This window comes from Salmonella sp. 5800, assembly GCF_046558195.1.
Classification (GTDB): Bacteria; Pseudomonadota; Gammaproteobacteria; order Enterobacterales; family Enterobacteriaceae; genus Salmonella; species Salmonella enterica.
Genome location: NZ_JBGDOX010000003.1, coordinates 205260 through 231802 on the forward strand (window position 1 = coordinate 205260; position 26543 = coordinate 231802).

Here is a 26543-nt window from a genome sequence, read left to right on the forward strand (position 1 = left end):
CTCATCGGCTTTTTTCAACCATGATCCGTTCGATCAGCTGGCTTTGCGCTCATGCGCCTGGCGGTAAGCCACCAGATCTTCAATCGTGACTACAGCCATATTATGCTGGCCTGCAAACGCGATACACTCCGGCGCGCGCGCCATCGTCCCATCGTCGTTAGTCAACTCGCACAGTACACCTGCAGGTTTAAAACCGGCCAGCGTCATCAGATCGATGGTCGCCTCCGTATGACCGCCGCGCGTCAGCACGCCGCCCGCCTGAGCGCGCAGTGGGAAAACGTGCCCCGGACGGTTAAGATCGGACGGTTTTGCGCCATCCTTAATTGCCGCACGCACCGTAGTGACACGGTCAGCGGCGGAAACGCCGGTGGTCACGCCTTCTGCGGCTTCAATGGTCACGGTAAAACCGGTGCCGTAGGCGCTGGTGTTGTTTTCCACCATCATTGGCAAGTCGAGCTGCTTACGACGATCTTCAGTAATACACAGGCAAACAATACCGCTACCGTGACGAATGGTTAACGCCATCTGTTCTACGGTCATCGTCTCTGCGGGGAAAATCATATCGCCTTCGTTTTCACGATCTTCATCATCAAGCACCATCACACCGCGTCCTTCACGCAGCGCATCCAGTGCAAGTTCAACACGTTCAAAAGGCGTACCAAAAGAGGAAAGTAGCGTCTGATTCATGGTAAAAAAACCTCATTAACATTATGGTTACCAGAATCAGGGCAGTCTTAGGAGTGCCGACAAGCGGCAAAAAAATAACGTGAGCGGGTCCATGCCCGACTGGATCGTTACCCTCTCCCATCCGGACTTTAACCGTCGGCCCCGGAATTACACCGGATCTGCTGACCTTTTCGCTATGGCAAAAAGCGCTCGCGGGCTTTCAACCTGCTCTCCGCGTTCCGTCACGGCGCGCCGTGATGAGAAATGCGTTAAACATCGCTGATTTACCGCCGGTGGGGAATTTCGCCCCGCCCTGAGAATAAGCGGGTTAACTATAACGCTATTGATTACCTTCATCAACGCCTTTACTCCGTATGACGTCACACAATTCTGGTTTATGGCGTCCACATATCGCACTACAATAAGAGCTAACACTTACCAGTTCAGGGAAACCACAATGATTGACCCGAAAAAAATTGAGCAAATCGCACGCCAGGTTCATGAGTCAATGCCGAAAGGTATTCGCGAGTTCGGGGAAGATATCGAGAAAAAAATCCGTCAAACGCTGCAATCTCAGCTGACGCGTCTCGATCTGGTGAGCCGCGAAGATTTTGATGTCCAGACTCAGGTCTTGCTGCGCACCCGGGAAAAACTGGCGCTGCTGGAGCAACGCCTCAGCGAACTGGAAGCTCGCGACAAGCCTGAAGAAGTAAAACCTGCGCCCGCCATTCCGCCAGTCGATCCACAAGAGTAAAAACGTGAACGGGCCTGACGGCCCGCTCATATAAGATCTGAATAATGCCCTGCGCCTGTATAAGGGAGCCGGCATTAGTGTTCTAATTCTAACCTTTTCGCCTGAGTCGCCTGCTGGCAGTAAAGCGCGTAACGCTTGCAAAACCAGTCGCGGTGCTCCTCGTCCATATTGCCGGTTACCGCCTGAATATCAACAGGACGCCCCTCCGCCTGCATTCTGGCAAAACTGCGCGCCAGAAAATCGAAATTATTTAATGAATAGACGTTATTGTTGTTCATCAGCATACCCTCCAGTTATTGAATTCTGTTAAGGCTATATGCTTTTTCTAATTTCAGTATTTCCCTATATGTACGGCGGTTTTATACATAACGTGCGCAAATTTAATGCGCAAAATCACAATATTCACCAAATATAACGACGGATAAATCGCTTTTCGGACTTAAGGAGATATGGGTCACATGATATTGTAACGCAATAAAATAACAAGCATGAAAATTATCACGCGAACACCCTTCTGAAGGCGGCGACAAGGATAGAAAATATGACCTTATTTGCGGAGTATAACAGCCCCTATCTGTTTGCCATCGCGTTCGTTTTCTTTATCGGCGTGCTGGAGATGATTTCGCTGATTTTTGGCCACTTTCTTTCAGGCGCGCTCGACGCCCATCTCGATCATTATGACGCCCTGTCATCCGGCCCTGCGGGCCAGGCGCTTCATTATCTGAATATTGGACGCGTTCCCGCCCTGGTCGTCCTCTGTCTATTGGCCGGTTATTTCGGCCTCTTCGGTATCCTCATCCAGCATGGCGGGATCATGCTCTGGCAAGCGCCGCTCAGCAATCTGCTGCTGGTCCCGTTGAGCATTGTCCTGTCGGTCTTTGCCGTGCATTACAGCGGAAAAATCCTCGCGCCCTGGCTACCCAGAGATGAAAGCTCCGCCCTCCGGGAAGAGGAATTTATCGGCGGCATGGCGATTATTACCGGCCACGCCGCCGTCGCCGGTACACCTTGCGAAGGAAAATTTACCGATAAGTTCGGCCAGATTCACTATTTACTGCTGGAACCCGAAAAGGGAAAAGAATTTAAAAAAGGAGACAAGGTGCTGATTGTCTGCCGACTTTCCGCAACGCGTTATTTGGCTGAGCGTACCTTCTATGTCTAATTGAGAGGAACTTACATAATGGATGATGTTTTTGGCATATTGCCATCATGGATGTTTACCGCCATCGTGGCGGTTATCGTCTTACTAATTATCGGGATCATTTTTGCTCGCCTCTATCGCCGCGCATCTGCGGAACAGGCGTTTGTCCGTACCGGGCTTGGCGGGCAAAAAGTGGTGATGAGCGGCGGCGCTATTGTGATGCCAATCTTTCACGAAATTATTCCGATCAATATGAATACCCTAAAACTCGAAGTCAGCCGTGCTACCGTCGACAGCCTGATCACCAAAGATCGTATGCGCGTTGACGTGGTCGTTGCTTTCTTCGTGCGTGTAAAACCCTCTGTTGAAGGTATTGCCACCGCCGCACAAACGCTTGGCCAGCGAACGCTGTCGCCGGAAGATCTGCGTATGCTGGTTGAGGATAAATTCGTTGACGCCTTACGCGCTACCGCCGCCCAGATGACGATGCATGAGCTACAGGATACGCGTGAAAACTTCGTTCAGGGCGTACAAAACACCGTTGCGGAAGATTTGTCGAAAAACGGTCTGGAGCTGGAAAGCGTCTCCTTAACCAACTTTAACCAAACGTCCAAAGAACATTTCAACCCAAACAACGCCTTTGATGCCGAAGGTCTGACGAAACTGACACAGGAAACCGAACGCCGCCGTCGTGAACGTAATGAAGTGGAACAGGATGTGGAAGTGGCGGTGCGCGAAAAGAACCGCGACGCGCTTGAGCGCAAGCTGGAAATCGAGCAACAAGAAGCCTTTATGACTCTGGAGCAGGAGCAACAGGTTAAAACCCGCACCGCCGAACAAAACGCTAAAATTGCCGCTTTTGAGGCCGAGCGCCATCGTGAAGCAGAACAGACGCGCATTCTTGCTGAGCGGCAGATCCAGGAGACGGAGATCGAACGTGAGCAAGCAGTACGGTCCAGGAAAGTTGAGGCCGAGCGTGAAGTACGTATTAAAGAGATCGAACAGCAACAGGTGACAGAAATCGCCAACCAGACGAAATCTATCGCCATTGCCGCCAAATCCGAGCAGCAATCGCAAGCGGAAGCGCGCGCCAACGACGCGCTGGCCGATGCGGTTCGCGCCCAGCAAAACGTAGAAACCACCCGCCAGACCGCCGAAGCGGATCGCGCCAAGCAGGTCGCTCTGATCGCCGCGGCGCAGGATGCGGAAACCAAAGCGGTCGAACTGACCGTTCGGGCAAAAGCAGAGAAAGAAGCGGCAGAATTGCAAGCCGCCGCCATCATCGAACTGGCGGAAGCAACGCGTAAAAAAGGTCTGGCGGAAGCCGAAGCGCAACGGGCGCTGAATGACGCTATCAACGTGCTTTCTGACGAACAAACCAGCCTCAAATTTAAACTAGCGCTCTTACAATCGTTGCCTGCTGTTATTGAGAAGTCTGTTGAACCGATGAAATCCATCGACGGCATTAAGATTATTCAGGTCGATGGCCTCAATCGCGGCGCGACGGCGGGCGACGTCGCCGCTGGCGGCGCTAACGGGGGAAACCTGGCGGAACAAGCGTTATCTGCCGCGCTCACCTATCGTACCCAGGCACCGCTGATCGATTCGCTGTTAAACGAGATTGGCATCGCTGGCGGCTCGCTAAAGGCGCTGACCACGCCGTTGGTTTCATCGGCAACGGATGAGATTAATCACGAAGCAACGGTAAAAGAGCAATAACCCCCGCCATATCTCCTGTCCCTGGTCATAAGGCCGGGGATTTTTTTATCTTTTTTCCACCTTGTCTGTACAAAGCGTTATGACCAGCAGGCCGTTTTGCGTGGGCGATCCAGTAACGCAAAATCGGCGGGAGAAAGCCCTTGCGCCAGACAGGCCACTCACCAACAATCGCGATGTCAGCAAGGGGCTGAAACGGGAAAGCCCCTCCCGAGGAAGGGGCTTTAATAAGGAAAGGGTTATGATGCACCAGGTCATCATACTGATTGTTCTGTTACTGATAAGTTTCGCAGCTTACTAACAGTCAATCAGAGGGGGGAGAGATCCCCTCTCACCCTTATTCCTTTACTTTAGGTCGAAAAAAAAGCAGCGTCAACCGTGAGATACGCGTCGAAACAAAATGTCCGACGCGCCTTCAAAATCAGCGCCCGCAGCGTCTGTAACGCCTGATGACGCGGTTTTACTTCTCGCTCTCGGTCTGGATCTTTTTGATGATATTGGTCGTGGAACAACCATCTTCGAAGTTCAGCACCATGACTTCGCCGCCGTTGGCCCAGACCTCTTCGCTGCCCGCGATCTCTTCCGGCTTATAGTCGCCGCCTTTTACCAGCAGATCCGGCAGAATACCGGCAATCAGTCGTTGCGGCGTATCCTCTTCAAAAGAGACTACCCAGTCGACCGACTCCAGCGCGCCCAGCACGATCATACGCTGTTCGAGCGGATTAACCGGACGGCTTTCGCCTTTCAGACGTTTAGTCGAGGCGTCACTATTGACCGCAACAATCAGGCGGTCGCCCAGTTTGCGCGCGTTCGCCAGATAAGAGACGTGGCCCGCGTGCAGAATATCGAAAACGCCGTTGGTCATGACCACTTTCTCGCCACGCTTACGCGCGCTGGCGACGGCCTGTCTCAACTCCTCTTCGGTCATAACGCCGAAGCCGGTATCCGCGCGTCCGCGCACTGCGTTTTCCAGCTCAATAGGGGAAACCGTTGACGTCCCGAGTTTACCTACCACTACGCCCGCCGCCGCATTGGCGAAATAACACGCCTCTTCCAGGGTATTTCCCGCCGCCAGCGTCGCCGCCAGCACGCCGATCACCGTATCGCCCGCACCGGTAACATCATAAACTTCCTGCGCCTGCGTCGGCATATGTAGCGGCGCTTTATTCGGTTGCAGCAGCGTCATTCCCTGTTCGGAACGCGTGACCAACAGCGCGGAAAGGTCGTAATCGGCAATGAGCTTCATGCCGCGTTCAACCAGTTCGTCTTCGCTTTTACATTTCCCCGCGACCGCCTCGAACTCAGAAAGGTTTGGCGTCAGCAGCGTGGCGCCGCGGTAACGTTCAAAATCCGTTCCTTTCGGATCGATGAGCACCGGCACGCCCGCCTGGCGCGCCAGGGAAATCATAGTCTGCACGCTGGTCAGAGCGCCTTTGGCATAATCGGACAATACCAGCGCGCCGATCGATCCCAGCGCCTGGTTGATACGCTCATGCAACGGCTGCGGGTCCACCCCCTCAAAGCCTTCTTCAAAATCAAGACGAATGAGCTGCTGATTACGTGATAGTACGCGCAGTTTAGTAATCGTCGGATGCGTCGGCACAGAAACGAAGTCGCACTTCACATTGACCTCCGCCAACGTTTTGCTCAGCGCGCGCGCGGCGTCATCAATACCCGTCAGGCCGACCAGACGGGCGTTCGCTCCCAGAGACGCAATGTTCATCGCCACGTTCGCCGCGCCGCCCGGACGTTCCTCAACGGTATTTACCTTAACCACGGGCACCGGCGCTTCCGGTGAAATACGGCAAGTGGGGCCATACCAATAGCGATCCAGCATTACATCACCCACAACCATGACGCCTGCACGTTCAAACGCTGGCAGATTTACTTTCATTCCTGTCTCCTGAGAGATTCAAAATTTGCGCGCGATAATAGCATAATTCAAACGGCTACCAGCCACTTCCGCCAGCTTGCCTGCACCAGCGCGCGCTCTTTGCTAAAACACGTCTGCGCCACATGACCGGGAAGCTCCTGCAACGCCAGGTGGTGCAGTTCATCACGCAGTGTGGTGTAAGCTACCGTCAGCGCCTGCGCCTCGTGTTCATCCATAATGCCGTTTTGCGCCAGAAGCTCCAGGATGCGCACGTTATCAGACCAGCGCGTTAATTTAGGTTTTTCATGAGCGTAGCGCAGTACCAGATATTGCGCGATAAACTCAATATCCGTAATACCGCCTTCATCAGCTTTAATATCAAAACGATCACGATGCTTATTGCCGAGATGCGCCCGCATTTTCTCGCGCATTTCACGCACTTCAGTCTGCAATGTCTTGCCGTCGCGCGCCGTCGTCATGATAGTGCGGCGCACCTCATCAAACTGTGAGGTAAGCTGCGGGTCGCCATATACCACGCGAGCGCGTACCAACGCCTGATGTTCCCAGGTCCAGGCTTCATGCTGCTGATAATCGGCAAACGCGTCCGCTGAAGTCACCAGCATTCCCGCCGCGCCAGAGGGGCGTAGACGCGCATCCACCTCATACAAAATGCCGGAGGAGGTGCGCGTACTGAACAGATGCATAATGCGCTGCGCCAGGCGCAGATAAAACTGCCGCCCGTCGATTTCGCGTTCGCCGTTGGTCATGACGTCCATCGGACAGTCATGCAGGAAGATGAGATCCAGATCGGAACTGTAGCCCAGCTCCCATCCGCCCAACTTGCCATAACCGACAACCGCAAACCCCCGCCCCTGGCGCTCGTCCAGATGCGCTGGCTGACCATAACGCGCAACCATTTGCGTCCACGCCTGCTGCACCACAGCATCAATCATCGCCTCCGCCAGCCATGTGAGGTGATCGCTTACTTTCATCACCGGCAGCGTACCGGCAATATCCGCCGCCGCAATCCGCAAAAGCTGTGCCTGTTTAAACTGGCGTAATGCCTCCAGTTGTTGTTCTTCGTCCTCTTCCGGCACGCGCAGCAAATACTGGCGTAATTCGTCGCGGTAAGCGTCGGTAGCCGTCGGCTGATAAAGCGTGCCGGGGTCGAGCAGTTCATCAAGCAACAACGGATAACGCGCCAGTTGGCTCGCTATCATTGGCGAAGCGGCGCAGAGCATAATCAGGTGTTTCAGCGCGCCGGGAAATTCGCTCAGCAGCTCCAGATAGGTGGTGCGAGTGACAATCCCCGCCAGCAACGGCGTTATCCGCGATAGCGTAACAGCGGCGTCTTCGCGAGAACAGACATCAGCAAGCAGGTGCGGCATCAGTTGGTCCAGCACTTGCCGCCCGCGCGGGCCGATAGGGCGTTTATCCAGTTCCTTACGGAAGTCAGCGATGAGGGTCAGAACCTGTCGCCGATCCTCATCGGCTAAATGCGCCAGCACTGGCGTCGAATCATCCTCCTGTAGCGCATCCTGCCATACTTCACGCCACGGCTCTGAACGTTCTTCCTCCTGCGGGGTATCGGCTTCATCATCGCCAATTAATTCGTTGAATACGCGGCGTACATTAGCCATATGATCCGTCAGTTCGCCAACAAGCTGCGGCCAGTTCTCCGCCTTCATTCCCCAGGCCAGCCGCGCCCGATTCAGATCGTCGGCAGGCAACGTTTGCGTCTGTTCGTCATTGATGCTTTGCAGCAGATTCTCCAGACGACGTAGAAAAAGATAGGCCACGCGCAGTTGCGCCACGTCATTCTCAGGCAGCAAATGCAGCGCAGCGATAGCATCCAGCGTTGGCAGTAACGAACGCGACTGTAGCGACGGCTCGCGTCCGCCGCGGATGAGCTGGAATACCTGCACGATAAACTCAATTTCACGAATACCGCCCGCGCCAAGTTTAATGTTGTCTTTCAAACCGCGGCGTCGCACTTCGCGGGCGATCATCCCTTTCATATTACGTAGCGACTGGATGACGCTGAAATCGATATAGCGGCGGAAAACGAAAGGCCGCAGCATGGCGCGTAATTCACGAGACCAGGCGTCGTCGTTATCGCCCATTAGCCGCGCTTTCACCATGGCGTAGCGTTCCCAGTCGCGTCCTTGCTCCTGATAGTAATCCTCCAGCGCGGCAAAACTCAGTACCAGCGGGCCGCTGTCGCCAAACGGTCGCAGGCGCATGTCCACCCGATAGACAAAACCATCCATTGTGGGCTGATCCAGCGCTTTGATCAGCCGCTGCCCGAGACGCGTAAAAAACTGGGCGTTATCGAGTTCACGACGCCCGCCCCGGGTCTCGCCATGTTCCGGCCAGGCGAAAATCAGATCGATATCAGACGAAAAATTCAGTTCGCCGCCGCCCAGCTTGCCCATGCCTAAAATCAACAGCGGCTGCGGAACGCCCTGCGGGTTACAGGGGGTTCCCCATTCGCGGCAACAGGCGGCATACAGCCAGTCGCGCGCCCCCACAATGAGCGTCTCCGCCAGATGGCTCAACTGTTGTAAAATAGTCTCATCGTCCACCAGCGACAGCGTCTGCGCCCAGGCGATGCGTACCATGATGCGACGACGAAAAAGCCTCAGTTCACGCATCAGCGAGGCGTCGTCACAGACACCTGCCAACGCCTCCTGTAACCAGCCAGCATAATGTCGCCATTCATCAGCCTGCGGCGATGCGGATTCCAGTTCGGCAAGCCACTCCGGATGCGCTATCACGCTATCCAGCGCAAAATCGCTAAATGTAAGTACTGACTTCGCCTGCACGCTAAGCGATGTCTCAGTAAATCCTTCTGGTAGGCGCTCAACAACGGTCTGCCAGTACTGCGATAAGGGTGAAGAGAGCGGCGTCATTTAGGGGATATCCTTTAAATAATGCCGGGTGGCGGCATTTCGCCTGACCCGGCCTACAAGTCCGCATACCGTAAGCCTGATAAGCGCAGCGTCATCAGGCGCTTTCTACGGTTCTGATTATCGTTTTCCGCTGTGCAACCAGAACGGCTGCTGGTTAATGGCCTCATTACGGAAATGTTCAATTTCAATACGTTGTCCGGTAATAATGGCGTGACGCAATCCCTGCCAGTTCTCCAGCCATGCCTGCGCGATCATCGCATCATAATACCCAGCCAGCAGTAAAACGCTGTCGATATCGCGAGTCAAACGCGGCAACTGGTCGCGATACTTATCACCCAGCGGTTGTCCAAAGACTTTTTTTAATTCAGCAGCATGACGAGAAAGATGAATGTCGGCGAAACGCTTAAAAGAATCGGCCATTTTGGCCTGCGCCTTCGCGTCCAGAAATGGCTGCCAGGCTTTCGTCACCAGCCATTCCGTCAATGCCAGTTTCGCCATCGCCGTTTGCGTACTATAAACGGCTGTGACGGCGGACACCGCGGATGTCATCGTCGCTTCCGCCTGGGTAAGTAGATCACGTAAGTGAGCGCTCGCTTTACGCGGAACAATGCCACCAAAGAGCATTAAGGCATGGCGCACCAACCCCATAGCATCCAGCACGTGTTCTTTCGCCGACTCGTCGCCGCGCAGCCAGAGCTCTTCATGGTACTGCCACTGTGACAACGCCAGATCCAGCGAGGCCTCCAGCCCTTGCTCTACCGTGGCTTTCGCGGCAGTCCGCAGAATTGCCGTTGGTGTATTCTCTCGCGGCGCATTCCCCTGCGCCAGGTGATAACCTCGCGCCGCCTTACTCAGACTGCCCTGACGCAAACCGGTTTGCGACAGCAGTTGCTTCGCCAGTTTTAACACGGCGCGCGTATCGCCGCGAAGCAACTCAAGCTCCAGCTCACAAATCGGTTCGGCAAACTCGCCCGCTTTTACGTCGCCAAGATCGAGCGCAATTTCAATCCTGCTGCCGTCAACGTCCAGACACCATTTTTCCCGGTAAAAATCGGTACTGAACAGCGGCTGTACGCTTGATGCCAGGCCGGCGGGCAGGTTGCCATCCGGCCAGACCTCCGCCGGAAGTTGCGTCAGATCCAGCACGGGTTCGCTTAGCGCGACATTGTATTCGGGTCGCTGGTGCAGCCCGCCCGTTACCCGGCCGGCAATTTTCATGGTCATTTCATAGCGCCCATTTTCACCACGAATACGCAGCCCCATATCATGGCGGCGTAGCCAGTTATCAGGCGTTTCGAAGTAGATATTCAGTAACTGGCTGGGCGCATGATGCTCGCCGCCGAGCGTATGAAGATGATTTCGCAGCGCATCTACGGCGTCGTGATTGACGATAAACTTTAATTCGATTTCCTGAGCCATGGCCTTGTACTTATGGGTTATGTCACATCTGGGAAGATTCTTGGCGAACTTACCCGCATTATTTTTGTCAGTAGATAGTATTTTGCGCCAAATTGCCATGCAACGAGCAATTTGACGGGCGTAAAAGTTTGACGTAGCGGCAAAGGCGACACAGATGATTCCGATTGATGTCGACTGCTTTGCGTAGCGACACTGATGCCGTTACTATCGTTCCACTTTCTCTGACAATAACGACAGCCTGATGCCAAAATTACGCCTGATTGGACTAACTTTACTTGCGCTTAGCGCCACCGCCGTCTCTCATGCTGAAGAGACGCGTTACGTTTCTGATGAACTGAATACCTGGGTCCGCAGCGGTCCGGGAGATAATTATCGCCTTGTGGGTACCGTCAACGCCGGCGAGGAAGTCACGCTCTTACAGAGCGATGCCAACTATGGTCAAATCAAAGACAGTTCTGGTCGTACTGCCTGGATACCGTTAAAAGAACTGAATACCACGCCAAGCCTGCGTACCCGCGTGCCGGATCTGGAAAATCAGGTCAAAACGTTGACCGATAAACTCAACAATATTGATACCACGTGGAATCAGCGCACCGCCGATATGCAGCAGAAAGTGGCGCAAAGCGACAGCGTCATCAACGGGCTAAAAGAAGAGAACCAGAAGCTGAAAAACGAGCTGATTGTCGCGCAGAAAAAAGTTAGCGCCGCGAATCTGCAGCTGGATGACAAACAGCGCACCATTATTATGCAGTGGTTTATGTATGGCGGCGGCGTATTGGGTATTGGCTTGCTGTTAGGGCTGGTGCTGCCGCATATGATCCCAAGCCGTAAACGCAAAGACCGCTGGATGAACTAAATCGCCTTCTCTGCGGCACTGTCTTATCATTAGAGGATGATCGTTTTTAAAAGGAAAGTGGCGTGAAGATTTATCTGGTCGGTGGTGCGGTTCGGGATGCGTTGTTAGGGCTACCGGTTAAAGATAAAGATTGGGTCGTTGTCGGCGCCACGCCGCAGGAGATGCTTGATGCGGGCTACCAGCAGGTAGGCCGTGATTTTCCTGTGTTTCTCCATCCGCAAACTCACGAAGAATACGCGCTGGCGCGTACCGAGCGTAAATCCGGTTCCGGCTACACGGGCTTCACCTGCTATGCCGCGCCGGACGTTACCCTGGAAGCCGATCTCCAGCGTCGCGATCTGACCATTAATGCTCTGGCGCGCGACGATGACGGCCAGATTATCGACCCTTACCACGGGCGCCGGGATCTGGAGGCGCGTCTACTGCGCCATGTCTCTCCCGCGTTTGGCGAAGATCCCTTGCGCGTATTGCGCGTGGCGCGTTTTGCCGCCCGTTACGCTCATCTTAGTTTCCGTATCGCCGATGAAACACTGGCGCTAATGCGCGAAATGACCGCGGCAGGCGAGCTGGAACATCTGACGCCGGAACGGGTATGGAAAGAGACGGAAAATGCGCTTACCACCCGCAATCCGCAGGTTTACTTCCAGGTATTGCGCGACTGCGGCGCCCTGCGCGTCCTGTTTCCGGAAATCGACGCCCTGTTTGGCGTACCCGCGCCGGCAAAGTGGCATCCGGAAATTGATACCGGAGTTCATACGCTGATGACGCTGTCGATGGCCGCCATGCTCAGTCCGCAGCTTGATGTCCGTTTCGCCACGCTTTGTCATGATCTTGGCAAAGGCTTAACGCCGAAAAACCTCTGGCCGCGCCATCATGGTCACGGCCCGGCGGGCGTGAAACTGGTCGAACAGTTATGCCAGCGTTTGCGCGTCCCCAATGACCTGCGTGATTTAGCTAAACTGGTCGCCGAATACCACGATCTGATCCACACCTTTCCGATACTCCAGCCGAAAACGATCGTTAAGCTGTTTGACGCCATTGATGCATGGCGTAAACCGCAGCGCGTCGAGCAGATTGCGCTGACCAGCGAAGCCGATGTCCGTGGACGTACCGGATTTGAAGCGTCGGATTACCCGCAGGGGCGCTGGCTGCGCGAAGCCTGGCAGGTGGCGCAGGCGGTACCGACGAAAGAGGTGGTGGAGGCCGGATTTAAGGGCATTGAGATTCGCGAGGAGCTGACGAAGCGACGAATTGCAGCGGTCGCCAACTGGAAAGAGAAGCGCTGCCCGAACCCCGCCAGCTAAACGCCATCCGGCACGATAAATTGCCTGATGGCGCTGCGCTTATCAGACCGACAAAACAGTTAGGCCGGACAAGGCGGTACGCCGCCATCCGGCACGGTCAATCATCAGAAGAAGACAACGTAAACGGCAGCCGCCACCACAAAGCGGTAAATCGCAAACGGAATAAACGAGATACGCTTAATCAGTTGCAGGAAGGTCTTGATGGCGATCAGCGCCACCACAAACGCCGTCACAAAGCCCACTGCGAACATCGGAATATCCGCTGCGGTCAGGAATGACCAACTTTTGTAGAGATCCAGAACCGTTGCGCCCATCATCATCGGCACAGCCAGTAAGAACGAGAACTCAGAGGCGGCGTAACGGCTGACGCCCATCAGCATCCCACCGGAAATGGTCGCTCCGGAACGCGAGAAGCCCGGCCACAGCGCCAGACACTGGAAACAGCCAATCATAAACGCCTGACGATACGTCATATCATCCAGCCCCGGCGCGCGCGGTTCTTTCGGCTTCAGGCACTCGGCGGCAATCAGCAACAGACCGCCTACCACCAGCGCGTACATCACGTTAATTGGGTTAAATAGCGACTTGATCGTGTCATGAAAGACTAACCCCAGCACCACCGCCGGAATCATGCCCAGCAGGATGTGAATCAACGTTAATCGACCTTTACTTTCACCTTCACGCTGTAGCGGGCGGCCAAAGTGAATACCGATGAGACCAAACAACCGCCGCCAGAACATCACCACGACCGCCAGAATAGATCCAAGTTGAATCACCACTTCGAATGTCTTGGCCGTATCGCCTTCAAACCCCAGCAGATGACCCACAATAATCATATGGCCCGTGCTGGATACCGGCAAAAACTCCGTCAATCCTTCGACCACACCCAAAATTGCCGCTATCAGCAGCGAGTGCATATCGCTCATCAATAAACCCCTAAAATGAAAAACACTGCAAAAATGGATCTCGCGTTAAGACCCCATATATAACCGTTTGGTTTAAAAAATATAAAATTATTTATTTTTATTTCAGATTATTGCCACGCTCAATAATTACCCCTACGTTCGCCGCGCGCGCGACGGCGCCAGGCTTGCTCAGTTTGATGCGAACCCACGGAGAATTGAATCGGCTAAGCAGTAGATCCGCCACCTCTTCCGCCACACGCTCGACCAGAGCAAAACGCCCGCCTTCAACATGATTTATCACCGTGTCGGCGATATCCGCGTAACTTAGACAATCTGCGACATCATCGCTTTTCGCCGACTTGCGGTTATCCCATGCCATTTCGATATCGAACACCAGTTTTTGCTCGATAGTCTGTTCCCAGTCGTAAACACCGATAGTGGTGATTACCGAAAGTTGCTCTATAAATACAATATCCATCACGACCTGCCTGCTTTTTGGCTAACCCGGATACCACTTCCGGCGAAATGTGCGTATTATCCACAGAAATAGTAAATAAAACGACACTTTCAATACGGAACAGCTTATGAGTGCAATCGCGCCTGGAATGATCCTCTTCGCGTACCTCTGCGGCTCAATTTCCAGTGCCATTCTGGTTTGCCGCATCGCCGGGCTGCCCGATCCGCGTGAAAGCGGCTCCGGCAACCCGGGCGCGACGAACGTATTACGAATCGGTGGCAAGGGAGCGGCTGTCGCGGTACTTATTTTTGACATCCTTAAAGGCATGTTGCCCGTCTGGGGCGCGTATGCGTTAGGCGTTACCCCTTTCTGGCTGGGGCTTATCGCTATCGCCGCCTGTCTGGGGCATATCTGGCCGGTCTTTTTTGGCTTTAAAGGTGGGAAAGGCGTAGCAACCGCATTTGGCGCCATTGCGCCCATCGGCTGGGATTTAACCGGCGTCATGGCTGGCACCTGGCTGCTGACGGTCCTGTTAAGCGGTTATTCATCGTTAGGGGCGATTGTCAGCGCCTTGATTGCGCCGTTTTACGTCTGGTGGTTTAAACCGCAGTTCACCTTCCCGGTATCGATGCTGTCATGTCTCATTTTGCTGCGCCATCATGACAACATCCAGCGTCTGTGGCGTCGTCAGGAGACGAAAATCTGGACGAAGCTGAAAAAGAAACGCCAGAAAGATTGAGCTGGAGCTGCGTCTGGAAGAGGGCCGCAACCGTCTGGGGCTCGGCCCACAAGGGTTGACCGGCAATAGCTCGGTGATGGGCTTACATATCGAATCCGCCGCGCGTCACTCTTCCACCATTGGCGTGGTTAGGCGCGATTTTCGGCCTGATCTTCCTGGTGCTGCTGATCGTCACCGGGCTGTTGTGGATGCCCGTCGTTTTGCTGTAAACCCGTTGGGGCGGCATGATGTCGCCCCCCTTTTCCGCTTTTACGCCGCCGGCAGCTCGGCCAGCGGCCAGCGCGGACGTACCGTTACGCCAAGATCCGCCGTAACGCCCGCCTTAAACCGCACCATTCCGGCATAGGCGATCATCGCCCCGTTGTCAGTACAAAACTCCGGGCGCGCATAGAACACTTCGCCGCGGCGTTTTTGCATCATTTCGGCAAGCTTCGCGCGCAGCGTGCGGTTAGCGCTGACGCCGCCCGCCATGACCAGACGCTTAAAACCGGTGCTTTCCAGCGCGCGCTTGCACTTGATCATCAGCGTATCCACGACCGCATCTTCAAAAGCGCGCGCGATATCAGCGCGAGTTTGTTCGTCGTCGCCATTACTACGAATGGTGTTAGCGGCAAAGGTTTTCAGACCGGAAAAACTAAAATCCAGCCCCGGGCGATCGGTCATCGGGCGCGGAAAGACAAAACGCCCCGCCGTCCCCTGCGACGCCATTTTCGACAACATCGGGCCGCCAGGATAATCCAGCCCCAACAATTTGGCGGTTTTATCAAACGCTTCACCGGCGGCATCGTCAATCGACTCTCCCAGCAGTTCGTACTGACCGATTCCGGTCACGCTAATGAGCTGCGTATGTCCGCCGGAGACCAGTAGCGCCACAAACGGGAACTCCGGAGGGTTATCTTCCAGCATCGGCGCCAGCAGATGACCTTCCATATGGTGTACAGGAATGGCCGGCACATTCCAGGCAAATGCCAGCGAACGCCCGACGGTTGCGCCGACCAGCAGCGCGCCGACCAGGCCCGGGCCTGCGGTATAGGCCACCGCGTCGATATCGCTCGCCGTCAAACCGGCTTCTTTTAATGCCGCCTGAATCAGCGGCACGGTTTTACGCACATGATCGCGGGAAGCCAGTTCAGGCACTACGCCGCCGTAGTCAGCATGTAATTTCACCTGACTATACAATTGGTTGGCTAACAGACCCTTTTTGTCGTCGTAAATAGCGATGCCGGTTTCATCGCAGGATGTTTCAATACCCAGTACACGCATGACTTGTTTTACCTCGCTCTAATACCGCGCAGTGTAGGTCGAATGCGGGTGGATGTATACCCTCAGTCCCGACTTCGTGTATACTCCCTCCCCTTATAAAAGTCCCTTTCAAAAAAGGCCGCGGTGCTTTACAAAGCAGCAGCAATTGCAGTAAAATTCCGCACCATTTTGAAATAAGCTGGCGTTGATGCCAGCGGCAAACCGAATTAATCAAAGGTGAGAGGCACATGCCGGTAATTAAAGTACGTGAAAACGAGCCGTTCGACGTAGCTCTGCGTCGCTTCAAGCGTTCCTGCGAAAAAGCAGGTGTTCTGGCGGAAGTTCGTCGTCGTGAGTTCTATGAAAAACCGACGACCGAACGTAAGCGCGCTAAAGCTTCTGCAGTGAAACGTCACGCGAAGAAACTGGCTCGCGAAAACGCACGCCGTACTCGTCTGTACTAATCTTTTGAGAGCAGGCTGCTCTCAATTCAGATCGAGTTGTAGTTGTAAGGCCGTGCTTCCGAAAGGAATGCGCGGCTTGTTTTCGTTTATGCATTAGCATATACACAAAATCATTCATGCTGCGTCCAGGCGGCAAGAGAGCAAGTCCCCGGCGCTTACGCAAGTCAGCGACAGGGGTGAGCGAACGTAGCCAACACTACGGCAGCCTGAAGAATGACGTGTATAAAAGGGGCATATGGCTGGACGAATCCCACGCGTATTCATTAATGACCTGCTGGCGAGAACCGATATCGTCGATCTGATCGACGTGCGCGTAAAACTCAAGAAACAGGGCAAGAACTATCACGCGTGTTGTCCATTCCATAATGAGAAAACCCCTTCTTTCACCGTAAACGGTGAAAAACAGTTTTATCACTGCTTTGGATGCGGCGCGCATGGCAATGCGATCGACTTTTTGATGAATTACGACAAGCTCGAATTTGTCGAAACCGTCGAAGAATTAGCGGCCATGCATAACCTGGAAATTCCCTATGAAGCAGGCACCGGGCTTAGCCAGATAGAGCGCCATCAACGGCAAAACCTCTATCAGTTGATGAATGGTCTGAATGACTTTTATCAGCAGTCGCTTACCCATCCTGCGGCAAAACCTGCGCGTGACTATCTGCAAAAGCGCGGTCTGAGCGCTGAAATTATTCAGCGTTTCGCCATTGGCTTCGCGCCGCCAGGTTGGGATAACGCGTTAAAGCGCTTCGGTAATAACAGCGATAACAAGGCATTGTTGCTGGATGCCGGAATGCTGGTCAATAACGAGCAGGGCAGCACTTACGATCGTTTCCGTAATCGGGTCATGTTCCCTATTCGGGACAAGCGCGGCAGGGTGATTGGTTTTGGCGGCCGAGTTCTGGGGAACGACACGCCGAAATACCTTAACTCTCCGGAAACGGACATTTTCCATAAAGGCCGCCAGCTATATGGTCTTTATGAGGCTCAGCAATATAGTGCTGAACCGCAACGCTTGCTTGTGGTCGAAGGTTATATGGATGTCGTCGCACTAGCGCAATACGACATTAACTATGCGGTCGCTTCGCTGGGTACCTCAACCACGGCAGACCATATGCATATGTTATTCCGGGCGACGAACAACGTAATTTGCTGTTACGACGGCGACCGGGCTGGCCGTGATGCCGCCTGGAGAGCGCTGGAAACAGCAATGCCTTATATGACCGACGGTCGGCAGGTACGCTTTATGTTTTTACCTGACGGCGAAGACCCGGATACGCTGGTGCGTAAAGAAGGCAAGGCGGCTTTTGAAGCGCGGATGGAGCAGGCGCAGCCGCTCTCTACGTTTCTGTTTAATAGCCTCCTGCCGCAGGTGGATTTAAGCTCGCCGGATGGCAGCACGCAGTTAGCCGCGCTGGCGCTGCCGCTCATTAATCAGGTGCCTGGCGACGCGCACCGTATTCAGCTGCGCCAGACGTTGGGGCTGAAGTTAGGCATTTTCGATGATAGTCAGCTTGATCGTTTAGTGCCAAAACAGGCGGAAAGCGGCGTTTCCCGCCCGGCTCCGCAGCTAAAACGCACGACCATGCGTATACTGATAGGATTACTGGTGCAAAATCCGGATCTCGCGCCGTTAGTGCCGCCCTTAGACGCGCTGGATCAGAATAAGCTGCCTGGACTTGGCTTATTTAAAGAATTGGTCAAAACTTGTTTGGCTCAGCCAGGTCTTACTACCGGACAACTTCTGGAACTCTACCGTGGCACAAATGATGCTGCGACCCTTGAAAAATTATCGATGTGGGACGATATAGCAGATAAGGCGATTGCCGAAAAGACCTTTACCGACTCACTCAACCATATGTTTGATTCGCTGCTGCAACTGCGACAAGAAGAGCTGATCGCTCGCGATCGCACTCACGGTTTAAGCAGCGAAGAACGCCGAGAGCTCTGGACGTTAAACCAGGAGCTGGCCAGAAAATGAATTTAACGGCTTAAATGCCGCATATCGATCGGGAAGCCCCCGACAGCCGCAGTGAGAGGCAGCGGCCAAAATATAAGTATGCCCTCGCTTTAAATGTCGACAGCTATACCGTCGACACCAATCAAACGAATAAGTGTGGATACCGTCTTATGGAGCAAAACCCGCAGTCACAGCTGAAACTTCTTGTCACCCGTGGTAAGGAGCAAGGCTATCTGACCTATGCTGAGGTCAATGACCATCTGCCGGAAGATATCGTCGATTCAGATCAAATTGAAGATATCATCCAAATGATCAACGACATGGGTATTCAGGTAATGGAAGAAGCGCCTGATGCCGATGATCTGCTGCTGGCTGAAAATACCACCAGCACCGATGAAGATGCGGAAGAAGCTGCTGCACAAGTTCTGTCCAGTGTTGAGTCTGAAATCGGTCGTACGACTGACCCGGTACGCATGTATATGCGTGAAATGGGCACTGTTGAACTGTTGACCCGGGAAGGCGAAATCGACATCGCTAAACGTATCGAAGACGGGATCAACCAGGTTCAATGCTCCGTTGCCGAATACCCGGAAGCCATTACCTATCTGCTGGAACAGTACGATCGCGTTGAGGCTGAAGAGGCTCGTTTGTCCGATCTTATCACCGGCTTTGTCGATCCGAACGCGGAAGAAGAGATGGCGCCGACCGCAACTCACGTCGGTTCTGAACTCTCCCAGGAAGACCTGGATGATGACGAAGACGAAGATGAAGAAGACGGCGACAATGACGCCGCCGATGACGACAACAGCATTGACCCTGAACTGGCACGCGAAAAATTCGCTGAGCTGCGCGCGCAATACGTCGTTACGCGCGACACCATCAAAGCGAAAGGCCGCAGCCATGCTGCCGCGCAGGAAGAGATTCTGAAGCTGTCTGAAGTGTTCAAACAGTTCCGTCTGGTACCGAAGCAATTCGACTATCTGGTCAACAGTATGCGCGTGATGATGGATCGCGTGCGTACTCAGGAACGTCTGATCATGAAGCTCTGCGTCGAGCAGTGCAAAATGCCGAAGAAGAACTTTATCACGCTGTTTACCGGTAACGAAACCAGCGAAACCTGGTTCAATGCCGCTATCGCGATGAACAAACCGTGGTCGGAAAAACTGCACGATGTCGCGGAAGAAGTGCAACGCTGTCTGCAAAAACTGCGGCAGATTGAAGAAGAAACCGGTCTGACCATCGAACAGGTGAAAGACATCAACCGTCGCATGTCTATCGGGGAAGCGAAAGCCCGCCGTGCGAAAAAAGAGATGGTTGAAGCGAACTTACGTCTGGTTATTTCTATCGCCAAGAAATACACCAACCGTGGCTTGCAGTTCCTTGACCTGATTCAGGAAGGCAACATCGGTCTGATGAAAGCGGTAGATAAATTTGAATACCGTCGTGGTTACAAGTTCTCCACCTACGCTACCTGGTGGATTCGTCAGGCGATCACCCGCTCTATCGCGGATCAGGCGCGCACCATCCGTATTCCGGTGCATATGATTGAGACCATCAACAAGCTCAACCGTATTTCTCGCCAGATGCTGCAAGAGATGGGCCGCGAGCCAACGCCGGAAGAGCTGGCTGAACGGATGCTGATGCCGGAAGATAAAATTCGTAAGGTGCTGAAGATTGCCAAAGAGCCAATCTCCATGGAAACGCCGATCGGCGACGATGAAGATTCGCATCTGGGTGATTTCATCGAGGATACCACCCTCGAGCTGCCGCTGGACTCTGCCACTACCGAGAGCCTGCGTGCCGCCACTCACGACGTTTTGGCTGGCCTGACCGCTCGTGAAGCGAAAGTGCTGCGTATGCGTTTCGGTATCGATATGAACACCGACCACACGCTGGAAGAAGTGGGTAAACAGTTCGATGTTACCCGCGAACGTATCCGTCAGATCGAAGCGAAGGCGCTGCGTAAACTGCGCCACCCGAGCCGTTCTGAAGTGCTGCGCAGCTTCCTCGACGATTAATTCGCCGCACACGTATAAACGCCGCCGCAAGGCGGCGTTTTTTTATCAGGTCATGCGCGAGCGCCCTATTTGGCCTGCAGAATTTCTACACAGCGCGAGTATTCGCGCCCTCATTCCCCATTGCTATAGCCCACGCATAATGAGCGCTTGATCCAGTTCGCGATAGGCCTCGACCAGTTTTTCCGTTTTAATTCGGTTTAAGCCACTGGGATTCGGCAACACCCACACCATCGTCGCGCCAATGGCGATCTTTTGTTTACCCCAGGCGATACCGCGCTGGCTGAACCCCTGTTCAAAAGCCTGTTTACCAAGCACCGCCAGCGCCGCGGGCTGGTAGTCCTCTATCTTTTCAATCAGGTTGCGTCCGCCGCTACGTAATTCATGCAACTTCACCTCAGTCGCTTGTACCGTCGGTCGGTCGACGAGTTTCGTTACCCCGCAGCGAAAATCCAGTAATTTTTCCGCCTCTTCCGGTTTCAACTGTCGATCGGTGAAACCGGCCAAATGAATAACTTTCCAAAAACGATTCGCGGGATGTGCAAACGGAAAGCCGGTATTCGCCGAGGAGAGTCCCGGATTGATGCCGCAAAAAACCACCCGTAGCCCTGGCGCCAGTATGTCCTTAACCATTATTACTCCTGAGCAATACAACGTTCTTTAAGTATAACGGGTTGAAAACACATTGTTTATAAAAACAGCACCCGCACGGTTACGGCTGGATTACAGCGTAAAGTTACATTATAATCCACCGCCACGGCCCCTTAGCTCAGTGGTTAGAGCAGGCGACTCATAATCGCTTGGTCGCTGGTTCAAGTCCAGCAGGGGCCACCAAATATCAAGGATTTGCGAGGAATCGCGAATTTAAAGAATCTCTAGGATACCTATAGGATACTTTAACTAGGTATTTTGGAGTAACGGTTTGGCTAAAAGCCTAAACGTCCAGTTGGGTCGTAGCGGCCTCTTTCACTGGAAGATGTTCTAAGAACACAAGCGCTACGGGTCTGTATTTCTTGCTCCCAACTCTTCATGAGACGGCAGGAACCCCTAATGGAGGTCTCAATGACTAACTCTATTAAGGGCTCAGACCTGCTGTCAAAGCGTATGCTTGCCTTGAGTGGCTTGCTAATGACGCTAAGCAATATTGGTCTAAGCCCATTTGTTGCTCTGCCAGTTAGTGTTGCTCTTGTCTATGTATTACGTAAGTAACAGCGTAACAAGCCCGGCCCGGCGAAAGCCGGGCCACCCACTCTTAGAGTGCTTCATCCTCACTTAACATTTCTGGCGCTAAATCCAAAAGTTCAGAGACTTCACTTAATCGCTTCTTAGAAAACATCCAAGCTTTCCCACCCCAACGAACAGTTATCCATTTTCCGCTCAGTTCTTTAAGTTGTTCCGCATAATCATTTGTGTCTCCTACCACTACAAACGCCTTTTCGGTGTAATCAATTAAGCGGATCTCATTAGAGCTAGTAGTTTTTTTTACCTTAGCTTTTGGGCTCGAAGTAGCAAGCGTAGAGCTATCGGCATCAAATTTCTTATCTTCGTGACTTTTCGCTGCCTTGACAGCTTTCACATCCACCACTGTGTTAACTGAAACTTCTCGCAAAACGATTGTTAACTGACGCGATAGCTTCATTTTAAGCTCATCAACATTCGTATATTGCTCTTGTATCCCTTTGTCTCTGATGCTTTTTTTAAATTCTTTTAATTTCTCAAGCTGTTGTGTATCAATAAGATCGAGATCCACTTGTTTTTTTGAATAGTAAAGCATCACTGGTTTTTGTTGTTTCAAAAACCACTTAATCTCCTCAACGGTGCCACTTTCTTCAACACCTGTTGGAGACCCTAAACGAGTCCAAAAAGCACCAATTAACATATCGCAGTTTCTAACCACCTGATTGTTAATGATGCCCTGCGGCCTATCCCCCATTGTTGGAGCACTGTGGGACTCCCACCTTACTGGTAACAATACAAAACCAGTCGTTTGTGAATTTAAGGCATTCCATTCATAAAGACTCTCTGTAATAGCTTCCCTTTCTTCAGGTACATCTGATGGAGATGCAATTAGCACATTCAACACAGTTGCCGAAAATGACATTTTAATTTCCTCATCGTTCTAAATATGCAGTAACGAGTAACGTTTTTACATTCATGCTTTTACGTTTAAATTAACATCAAAAGCATTCTATATACCATTGAACTTCAACAATCTTTCTTTGTGAAACATGCTCATATCAAAAGCGAATTCTTCATGCTCTGCCTGGAAAGTACCGAACGCCATCAACGCTGCGACCGCAGGATCGATCTTGTTACCGGATTTCTTTTTGTTAGGTTTTATGTTGGCGTTAGCGTCGGACTCCATCACCACGTTACCCATAGCCTAGGACAGAACCGGATCGCCACGATGGCGTAATACCTTACGGTTAACGAACACCTCAAAAGATTTAGCAACCGGGCTGAACCGCAGATAAGTTTGCTGGAAAGGCTCCACATCGAGCCCCGCCCCCTGTAACTGGGTACGCAGATGCGTCGCGTTCCACGTATCAAAGCCCACCAGCCGGATACTGAATTTTTCAGCATCTCGCAGGATATCATCACGGATGCGGTCATAGTCGATACAGTCGCCGGGCGTGGTGCGTATCCAGCCCGCGTTCACCCACTGGCGATAGATGGTGCGGTTTTTGTTAGCGACGTTAAGCAGCTGCGCTTCCGGCAGATAATGACGGGTAAGAAGTCGGATCTCCCTGTCGAACGGGAAAGCGTAACTTACACTGGTAATATCGCTGGTTGAGGACAGATCAAACCCGGCGTAACACTCCATTCCGGCCAGATCTTCTTCAGCATAATCGAGTGCACAGGCATCCCATGCCCCGGCCCCCATCCACGGCGTGGATCCCTGACACCAGATATTGAAACGTTTGGTCAGCATTTCCACCCACTGCGACGGTATGCTACGAGCTTTCTGGATGGTGGATTCCAGTTTCGCGGCGTCAACGGACACATGCAGGTTAGGGTTAGCCTTGATCCACATTTCCGGCTGTTCAACCTCGCTTTCGTCGTCCAACTCGTAGATCAGGACAAACAGAGAATCGTTGCTCTCTTCCCCGGCCAGAATCTGGCAGCAGTAGTCATAATGCTGTTTACAGGCGGAAACGACGTTACTCCCGGCAGTAGTGATGGCGAACAAAATCGCCTCAGGACGTGCGCCCATACCCAGCTCAAGCGCGGAATAAACTCCGTTATCCGGATGAAGGTGGTATTCATCGACAATCGCCAGGCTTGGGTTAGTCCCTTCAATAGTGGCCGCTTTTGCCGCCAGCGGTTTTAACAGGCTGTTGCTCTTCGGGAAAATGATCTTGTGCGCCTGAATATTGACGCGCTTTTTCAGCGGTTTTGACAGCAGGCACATCTGGCGGGCATCGTCGAACACGATACGGGCCTGATCCCGACTCACCGCCGCCGTATAAATATCCTGCTGGCCTTTTTCCATTACCAGGAACCAGTTAGCCAGCATGGCGGCCACAGTGGATTTGGCATTCTTGCGCGGCACTTCGATAAAGGCGCTGCTGTACTTTCTGCGACCTGTCTCCCTGACCTTAAAGCCCAGCAGATTAGCGAAAGCGAATTGCTGCCACGGTTCCAGCGCGATTGGCTGGCCGCGCAACGGACCTTTGACGTGAGGGCAAAGTCGCGAGAACGCGATAAACCGCTCTACTGTCGCCGTATCAAACTCATAACGGAGATCATTCAGGTCTGAAAAGTACCTTTCGACGGCCTGTTTTACCCGCTTACAGGCCGGAATTTCGCCAGATTTAATAGCGCTGGCGTAATCATTCCATACGGTCAAGTTCGTCTTCCTCTTCAGTTTCAGGCGGGTTACGGCGACGGCTCACCGGATCAAAGCCCAGCAACGACGACATTTTTATGAGAATTTTTTCGGCATCAGCCTTTGCGCTCAGTGCCGGGTTCCGGCTCTCACCGCCCTGGCTGTTCACAATGCTGAATCCCCGTGTGGCAAGGTCTTCCACGGCTTTGCGGTACATCGAATAGTTGACGCAATAAAGCTCAAGGTTGTTCCAGTCGGCAGGCGTCAGATCACCACGTTCCGCCAGTTGCTTCGCCTTTGCTTTCCACTGCTGCGCCGCGATTTCATCAAGGTAAGCGGGCGGTTTCGGTGGTCTTGGCATAAATCACTATTTTCCTTTTCGTTTTATTTTCAAAAAAATCACTGTGCATAAAAATTTGAGGGAGCGGGTGGTTCCTCGCCGGGAGGGGGTTGTCTTTGAAACCTCCCCCACCCCGTTCACGCTGACTCATGTATTCCTGTTCACTCATGAGCAACCTCATAGACCCAGTCGTTGCGGCGCTGCGCTGCTTCTTCCTGTTCCCGGAACATTCCGGCTTTACGCTGCTGCTTAGTTAGCGGGTCCGTTGTGGCTGTCTTGCGACCATGACAGGCAGCACATAACGGCTGGTGGTTACTGGATGGCCAGAACAACACATCACCTTCGCCCTCAATAGGTATGATGTGATCAACGATAGTTGCCTGCTTATAGACGCCAGCACTATGGCAGTGGGCGCACAGCGGATTAGTCTTCAGAAAGAGGAGCCGGTATTCTCCCCATCGGTTGGAGTAACCGCGTTCTGTGCGTGTGCCTCGTCGGCTATCACTCTGCCGTTGTGCATTCCGTTTGTGTTCATCACATTTGCCGGACTTTACCCGTTTATTACATCCGGGCTCTGTACAGCGTCGTAAAGGTTGCCATGGCATTTAATACACTCCAGGTTCCCGGTAGTAGTTCCACAATGACGAAGTGCTAAAGGGAAGCTCGGACGTTTTTTCCGCCGCTATTTCCCGGTGCTCATACCAGTGACCGACCAGTAGCAGACACCCGACCTTCAGCGCAGGATTAAACTCGAGTCCGTCATCAAAACGCCTGCCGATATGTTTCTGGCAAATCTCCAGCGCGGCGACGATATACCCGTTTATCAGGGCGTTCTCATCATCCCCGTCGATGCGGCAATGCAGTTTTACTTCTTCCAGAGTTATTAATTCAGCCATTGGCCACGCCTCCTTTACAAAGGAGCTCAAGACTGGTGCGGTCGTTATCCGGGAGGGCCGCCTCTATACCGTAAATATCACCACTGACTGCGGGTGACAGATATTTCACCCTGTGTCCCTGCTTAACATCACTGCGATAGCGTATCCATATTCTGACTGTGGCCTCAGAGGACCACGAACCGGTAGCCAGAAGCTCCCGGCCAGAGATACCTTTTACCTCAGCCCAGATCGTGGCGTAGTCCACCCAGCGTTTTATCGGTTCTCCCAATGGCCCCTGACTTTGTTCATAGCGCTGCAGCGTTATACGATGTTTTAATCCTCCGGCTCTCATTCGCTACCCTCCTTACTTTTATTGTTATTTACTTCGATCTGCTGCTTCCATGCCTGGCTGAATTCGTCCCCACCTTCACGCGGTGGCATCCCCTCACGTTCGCGGGCTTCATTCGGATTCATAATCCCGTTTTTAATACCGCGTTCGTAAGTGGCGTAGCGTTCGGTTGGTGTAGCGCGGAGAAGGTCAGCAGAATCGAACTCAACCTGGTAACGGGTACCGGATGCAGGACGGGCCACCAGCAAAGCGGATTTGATTTGTTGTTCGAAATTCGCCAGCCAGGGACGCATGGTCATAGTGAGAAATGCGCGGCTCGCTTCGCTGAAGTTGCTGTAGGTACTGTTGCTGTATTCCTGAAGAAAGATCGGAGAAACATTAAACATACGGGCAATGTCTTCAATGGAAAAACGCCGGGAAGCCAGCCATTCAGCATCCTGATTACTCATGCCCAATTTTTCGTAATCCATTCCTCCTTCAAGAATGGGCGTTTTCCCGGCATTTCGTGCACCCTTGTACCGCTCCAGTGCATCCAGGGCTTTTTTACCGTTCACGCCGTCAAGCCAGTCTTTTGCTTTGACAATGCCCGCCGCCATCATGCCCTCTTTCATGATGTTAGCGCCGTGGGGGGGGGGGGGGGGGGGGGGGGGCGCGCGCCGCCCCCCCCCGCCGGGGGCGGGGTGGGGGGGGGCGCCACCCCCCAGCCCGGGGGGGGCGGAAGACTCAG

General features: G+C 53.2%; 26 protein-coding genes, 1 tRNA gene, 3 pseudogenes and 1 riboswitch. Of the genes and pseudogenes, 13 read left to right on the top strand and 17 right to left on the bottom strand.

All coding sequences use genetic code 11. The annotated features are described in order from the left end of the window. Positions 1-33: 33 nt before the first annotated feature. Entirely contained in the window at positions 34-687 is a 654-nt protein-coding gene (gene ribB / locus ACLJZ5_RS08235) for a 3,4-dihydroxy-2-butanone-4-phosphate synthase (RefSeq protein ID WP_001076978.1), read from the bottom strand. A 105-nt stretch (positions 688-792) separates the two neighbouring features. Further along, positions 793-991, bottom strand: a riboswitch (FMN riboswitch). Between the two features lie 132 nt (positions 992-1123). Between ribB and ubiK the strand changes: the two genes are divergently transcribed. Beyond that, positions 1124-1420: a ubiquinone biosynthesis accessory factor UbiK gene (gene ubiK / locus ACLJZ5_RS08240; RefSeq protein WP_024798441.1), complete on the top strand. Its 297-nt coding sequence runs from the start codon at positions 1124-1126 to the stop codon at positions 1418-1420. Between the two features lie 74 nt (positions 1421-1494). On the opposite strand, the gene glgS is transcribed toward ubiK, so the two are convergent. Beyond that, the gene (gene glgS / locus ACLJZ5_RS08245; protein ID WP_000928927.1) at positions 1495-1704 is read right to left on the bottom strand and encodes a cell surface composition regulator GlgS; all 210 of its coding nucleotides are present in this window, start codon (positions 1702-1704) and stop codon (positions 1495-1497) included. Positions 1705-1961: 257 nt separating this feature from the next. Between glgS and ACLJZ5_RS08250 the strand changes: the two genes are divergently transcribed. The 3 genes from ACLJZ5_RS08250 (at position 1962) to ACLJZ5_RS08260 (ending at position 4578) form a co-directional block, all read left to right on the top strand. Further along, a complete protein-coding gene (locus ACLJZ5_RS08250) occupies positions 1962-2582 on the top strand; it encodes an OB-fold-containig protein (RefSeq protein WP_000171739.1) in 621 nt (206 codons plus the stop codon). A gap of 18 nt (positions 2583-2600) precedes the next feature. Further along, on the top strand, positions 2601-4280 hold the full coding sequence (locus ACLJZ5_RS08255; RefSeq protein ID WP_001748644.1) for a flotillin family protein: 1680 nt from the start codon (positions 2601-2603) through the stop codon (positions 4278-4280). 238 nt (positions 4281-4518) lie between these two features. Further along, entirely contained in the window at positions 4519-4578 is a 60-nt protein-coding gene (locus ACLJZ5_RS08260; protein WP_001804776.1) for a type I toxin-antitoxin system Ibs family toxin, read from the top strand. A 159-nt stretch (positions 4579-4737) separates the two neighbouring features. On the opposite strand, the gene hldE is transcribed toward ACLJZ5_RS08260, so the two are convergent. From hldE to ACLJZ5_RS08275, 3 genes are all read right to left on the bottom strand, one after another. Beyond that, entirely contained in the window at positions 4738-6171 is a 1434-nt protein-coding gene (hldE, locus tag ACLJZ5_RS08265; protein WP_000867682.1) for a bifunctional D-glycero-beta-D-manno-heptose-7-phosphate kinase/D-glycero-beta-D-manno-heptose 1-phosphate adenylyltransferase HldE, read from the bottom strand. A gap of 47 nt (positions 6172-6218) precedes the next feature. Next, positions 6219-9062, bottom strand: coding sequence for a bifunctional [glutamate--ammonia ligase]-adenylyl-L-tyrosine phosphorylase/[glutamate--ammonia-ligase] adenylyltransferase (glnE, locus tag ACLJZ5_RS08270; protein WP_024798010.1), 2844 nt, complete (start codon positions 9060-9062; stop codon positions 6219-6221). A gap of 117 nt (positions 9063-9179) precedes the next feature. Further along, entirely contained in the window at positions 9180-10481 is a 1302-nt protein-coding gene (locus ACLJZ5_RS08275) for an inorganic triphosphatase (protein ID WP_001527984.1), read from the bottom strand. Between the two features lie 241 nt (positions 10482-10722). Between ACLJZ5_RS08275 and ACLJZ5_RS08280 the strand changes: the two genes are divergently transcribed. Together ACLJZ5_RS08280 and ACLJZ5_RS08285 are read left to right on the top strand one after the other, a co-directional pair. After that, positions 10723-11337: a TIGR04211 family SH3 domain-containing protein gene (locus ACLJZ5_RS08280; protein WP_001125344.1), complete on the top strand. Its 615-nt coding sequence runs from the start codon at positions 10723-10725 to the stop codon at positions 11335-11337. 62 nt (positions 11338-11399) lie between these two features. Then, the gene (locus tag ACLJZ5_RS08285; protein ID WP_000708447.1) at positions 11400-12641 is read left to right on the top strand and encodes a multifunctional CCA addition/repair protein; all 1242 of its coding nucleotides are present in this window, start codon (positions 11400-11402) and stop codon (positions 12639-12641) included. Between the two features lie 104 nt (positions 12642-12745). On the opposite strand, the gene bacA is transcribed toward ACLJZ5_RS08285, so the two are convergent. Beyond that, on the bottom strand, positions 12746-13567 hold the full coding sequence (gene bacA / locus ACLJZ5_RS08290) for an undecaprenyl-diphosphate phosphatase (RefSeq protein WP_001281933.1): 822 nt from the start codon (positions 13565-13567) through the stop codon (positions 12746-12748). A gap of 97 nt (positions 13568-13664) precedes the next feature. After that, positions 13665-14024, bottom strand: coding sequence for a bifunctional dihydroneopterin aldolase/7,8-dihydroneopterin epimerase (gene folB, locus ACLJZ5_RS08295; RefSeq protein WP_000355776.1), 360 nt, complete (start codon positions 14022-14024; stop codon positions 13665-13667). 106 nt (positions 14025-14130) lie between these two features. Here folB and plsY point away from each other — a divergent pair, with 106 nt between their 5' ends. Both plsY and ACLJZ5_RS08305 read left to right on the top strand, forming a co-directional pair. After that, complete coding sequence (plsY, locus tag ACLJZ5_RS08300) at positions 14131-14742, top strand: glycerol-3-phosphate 1-O-acyltransferase PlsY (protein WP_001272784.1); 612 nt, start codon at positions 14131-14133, stop codon at positions 14740-14742. Beyond that, positions 14726-14869 (top strand): annotated as a pseudogene (locus ACLJZ5_RS08305) (fumarate hydratase); the annotation flags it as partial. The gene plsY and the pseudogene ACLJZ5_RS08305, both read left to right, overlap by 17 nt. Here the strand turns inward: ACLJZ5_RS08305 and ACLJZ5_RS08310 are convergent. Both ACLJZ5_RS08310 and tsaD read right to left on the bottom strand, forming a co-directional pair. After that, complete coding sequence (locus tag ACLJZ5_RS08310) at positions 14825-14968, bottom strand: hypothetical protein (protein ID WP_012219240.1); 144 nt, start codon at positions 14966-14968, stop codon at positions 14825-14827. The pseudogene ACLJZ5_RS08305 and the gene ACLJZ5_RS08310 overlap by 45 nt on opposite strands. 23 nt (positions 14969-14991) lie before the next feature. Continuing rightward, positions 14992-16005 carry a tRNA (adenosine(37)-N6)-threonylcarbamoyltransferase complex transferase subunit TsaD gene (tsaD, locus tag ACLJZ5_RS08315; RefSeq protein ID WP_001264391.1) on the bottom strand — a complete coding sequence of 338 codons (1014 nt, stop codon included), beginning with the start codon at positions 16003-16005 and terminating at the stop codon, positions 14992-14994. 227 nt (positions 16006-16232) lie between these two features. Between tsaD and rpsU the strand changes: the two genes are divergently transcribed. The 3 genes from rpsU to rpoD all read left to right on the top strand — a co-directional run bounded on the left by rpsU (position 16233) and on the right by rpoD (position 20426). After that, positions 16233-16448 carry a 30S ribosomal protein S21 gene (gene rpsU, locus ACLJZ5_RS08320; protein WP_001144069.1) on the top strand — a complete coding sequence of 72 codons (216 nt, stop codon included), beginning with the start codon at positions 16233-16235 and terminating at the stop codon, positions 16446-16448. Between the two features lie 235 nt (positions 16449-16683). Further along, complete coding sequence (dnaG, locus tag ACLJZ5_RS08325) at positions 16684-18429, top strand: DNA primase (protein ID WP_000918865.1); 1746 nt, start codon at positions 16684-16686, stop codon at positions 18427-18429. 14 nt (positions 18430-18443) lie between these two features. Continuing rightward, positions 18444-20426, top strand: coding sequence for an RNA polymerase sigma factor RpoD (rpoD, locus tag ACLJZ5_RS08330; protein ID WP_071991605.1), 1983 nt, complete (start codon positions 18444-18446; stop codon positions 20424-20426). Positions 20427-20549: 123 nt separating this feature from the next. Here rpoD and mug read toward each other — a convergent pair whose 3' ends face one another. After that, positions 20550-21056 carry a G/U mismatch-specific DNA glycosylase gene (gene mug / locus ACLJZ5_RS08335; RefSeq protein WP_000237776.1) on the bottom strand — a complete coding sequence of 169 codons (507 nt, stop codon included), beginning with the start codon at positions 21054-21056 and terminating at the stop codon, positions 20550-20552. Between the two features lie 125 nt (positions 21057-21181). Here mug and ACLJZ5_RS08340 point away from each other — a divergent pair. Together ACLJZ5_RS08340 and ACLJZ5_RS08345 are read left to right on the top strand one after the other, a co-directional pair. Continuing rightward, a tRNA-Ile gene (locus ACLJZ5_RS08340) sits at positions 21182-21257 on the top strand. Positions 21258-21485: 228 nt separating this feature from the next. Then, on the top strand, positions 21486-21632 hold the full coding sequence (locus ACLJZ5_RS08345) for a hypothetical protein (RefSeq protein WP_001804916.1): 147 nt from the start codon (positions 21486-21488) through the stop codon (positions 21630-21632). A gap of 43 nt (positions 21633-21675) precedes the next feature. Here ACLJZ5_RS08345 and ACLJZ5_RS08350 read toward each other — a convergent pair whose 3' ends face one another. From ACLJZ5_RS08350 to ACLJZ5_RS08380, 7 genes and pseudogenes are all read right to left on the bottom strand, one after another. Further along, a complete protein-coding gene (locus ACLJZ5_RS08350) occupies positions 21676-22524 on the bottom strand; it encodes a hypothetical protein (protein ID WP_001650757.1) in 849 nt (282 codons plus the stop codon). Positions 22525-22611: 87 nt separating this feature from the next. After that, positions 22612-24273: pseudogene (locus ACLJZ5_RS08355) on the bottom strand (terminase large subunit). Then, positions 24257-24613 (bottom strand): phage terminase small subunit P27 family, encoded by a 357-nt coding sequence (locus ACLJZ5_RS08360; RefSeq protein WP_001137908.1) that lies wholly within the window; start codon positions 24611-24613, stop codon positions 24257-24259. Before ACLJZ5_RS08360 ends, ACLJZ5_RS08355 begins: the two are co-directional and overlap by 17 nt. A gap of 140 nt (positions 24614-24753) precedes the next feature. After that, entirely contained in the window at positions 24754-25197 is a 444-nt protein-coding gene (locus ACLJZ5_RS08365; protein ID WP_023165946.1) for an HNH endonuclease signature motif containing protein, read from the bottom strand. Continuing rightward, a complete protein-coding gene (locus ACLJZ5_RS08370) occupies positions 25198-25488 on the bottom strand; it encodes a head-tail connector protein (protein ID WP_001650759.1) in 291 nt (96 codons plus the stop codon). Beyond that, positions 25481-25819 carry a phage head closure protein gene (locus ACLJZ5_RS08375; protein ID WP_001201223.1) on the bottom strand — a complete coding sequence of 113 codons (339 nt, stop codon included), beginning with the start codon at positions 25817-25819 and terminating at the stop codon, positions 25481-25483. The genes ACLJZ5_RS08370 and ACLJZ5_RS08375 overlap by 8 nt, the downstream gene beginning before the upstream one ends. Beyond that, a pseudogene (locus tag ACLJZ5_RS08380) lies at positions 25816-26442 on the bottom strand (phage portal protein); the annotation flags it as partial. The pseudogene ACLJZ5_RS08380 and the gene ACLJZ5_RS08375, both read right to left, overlap by 4 nt. Positions 26443-26543 lie beyond the last annotated feature (101 nt).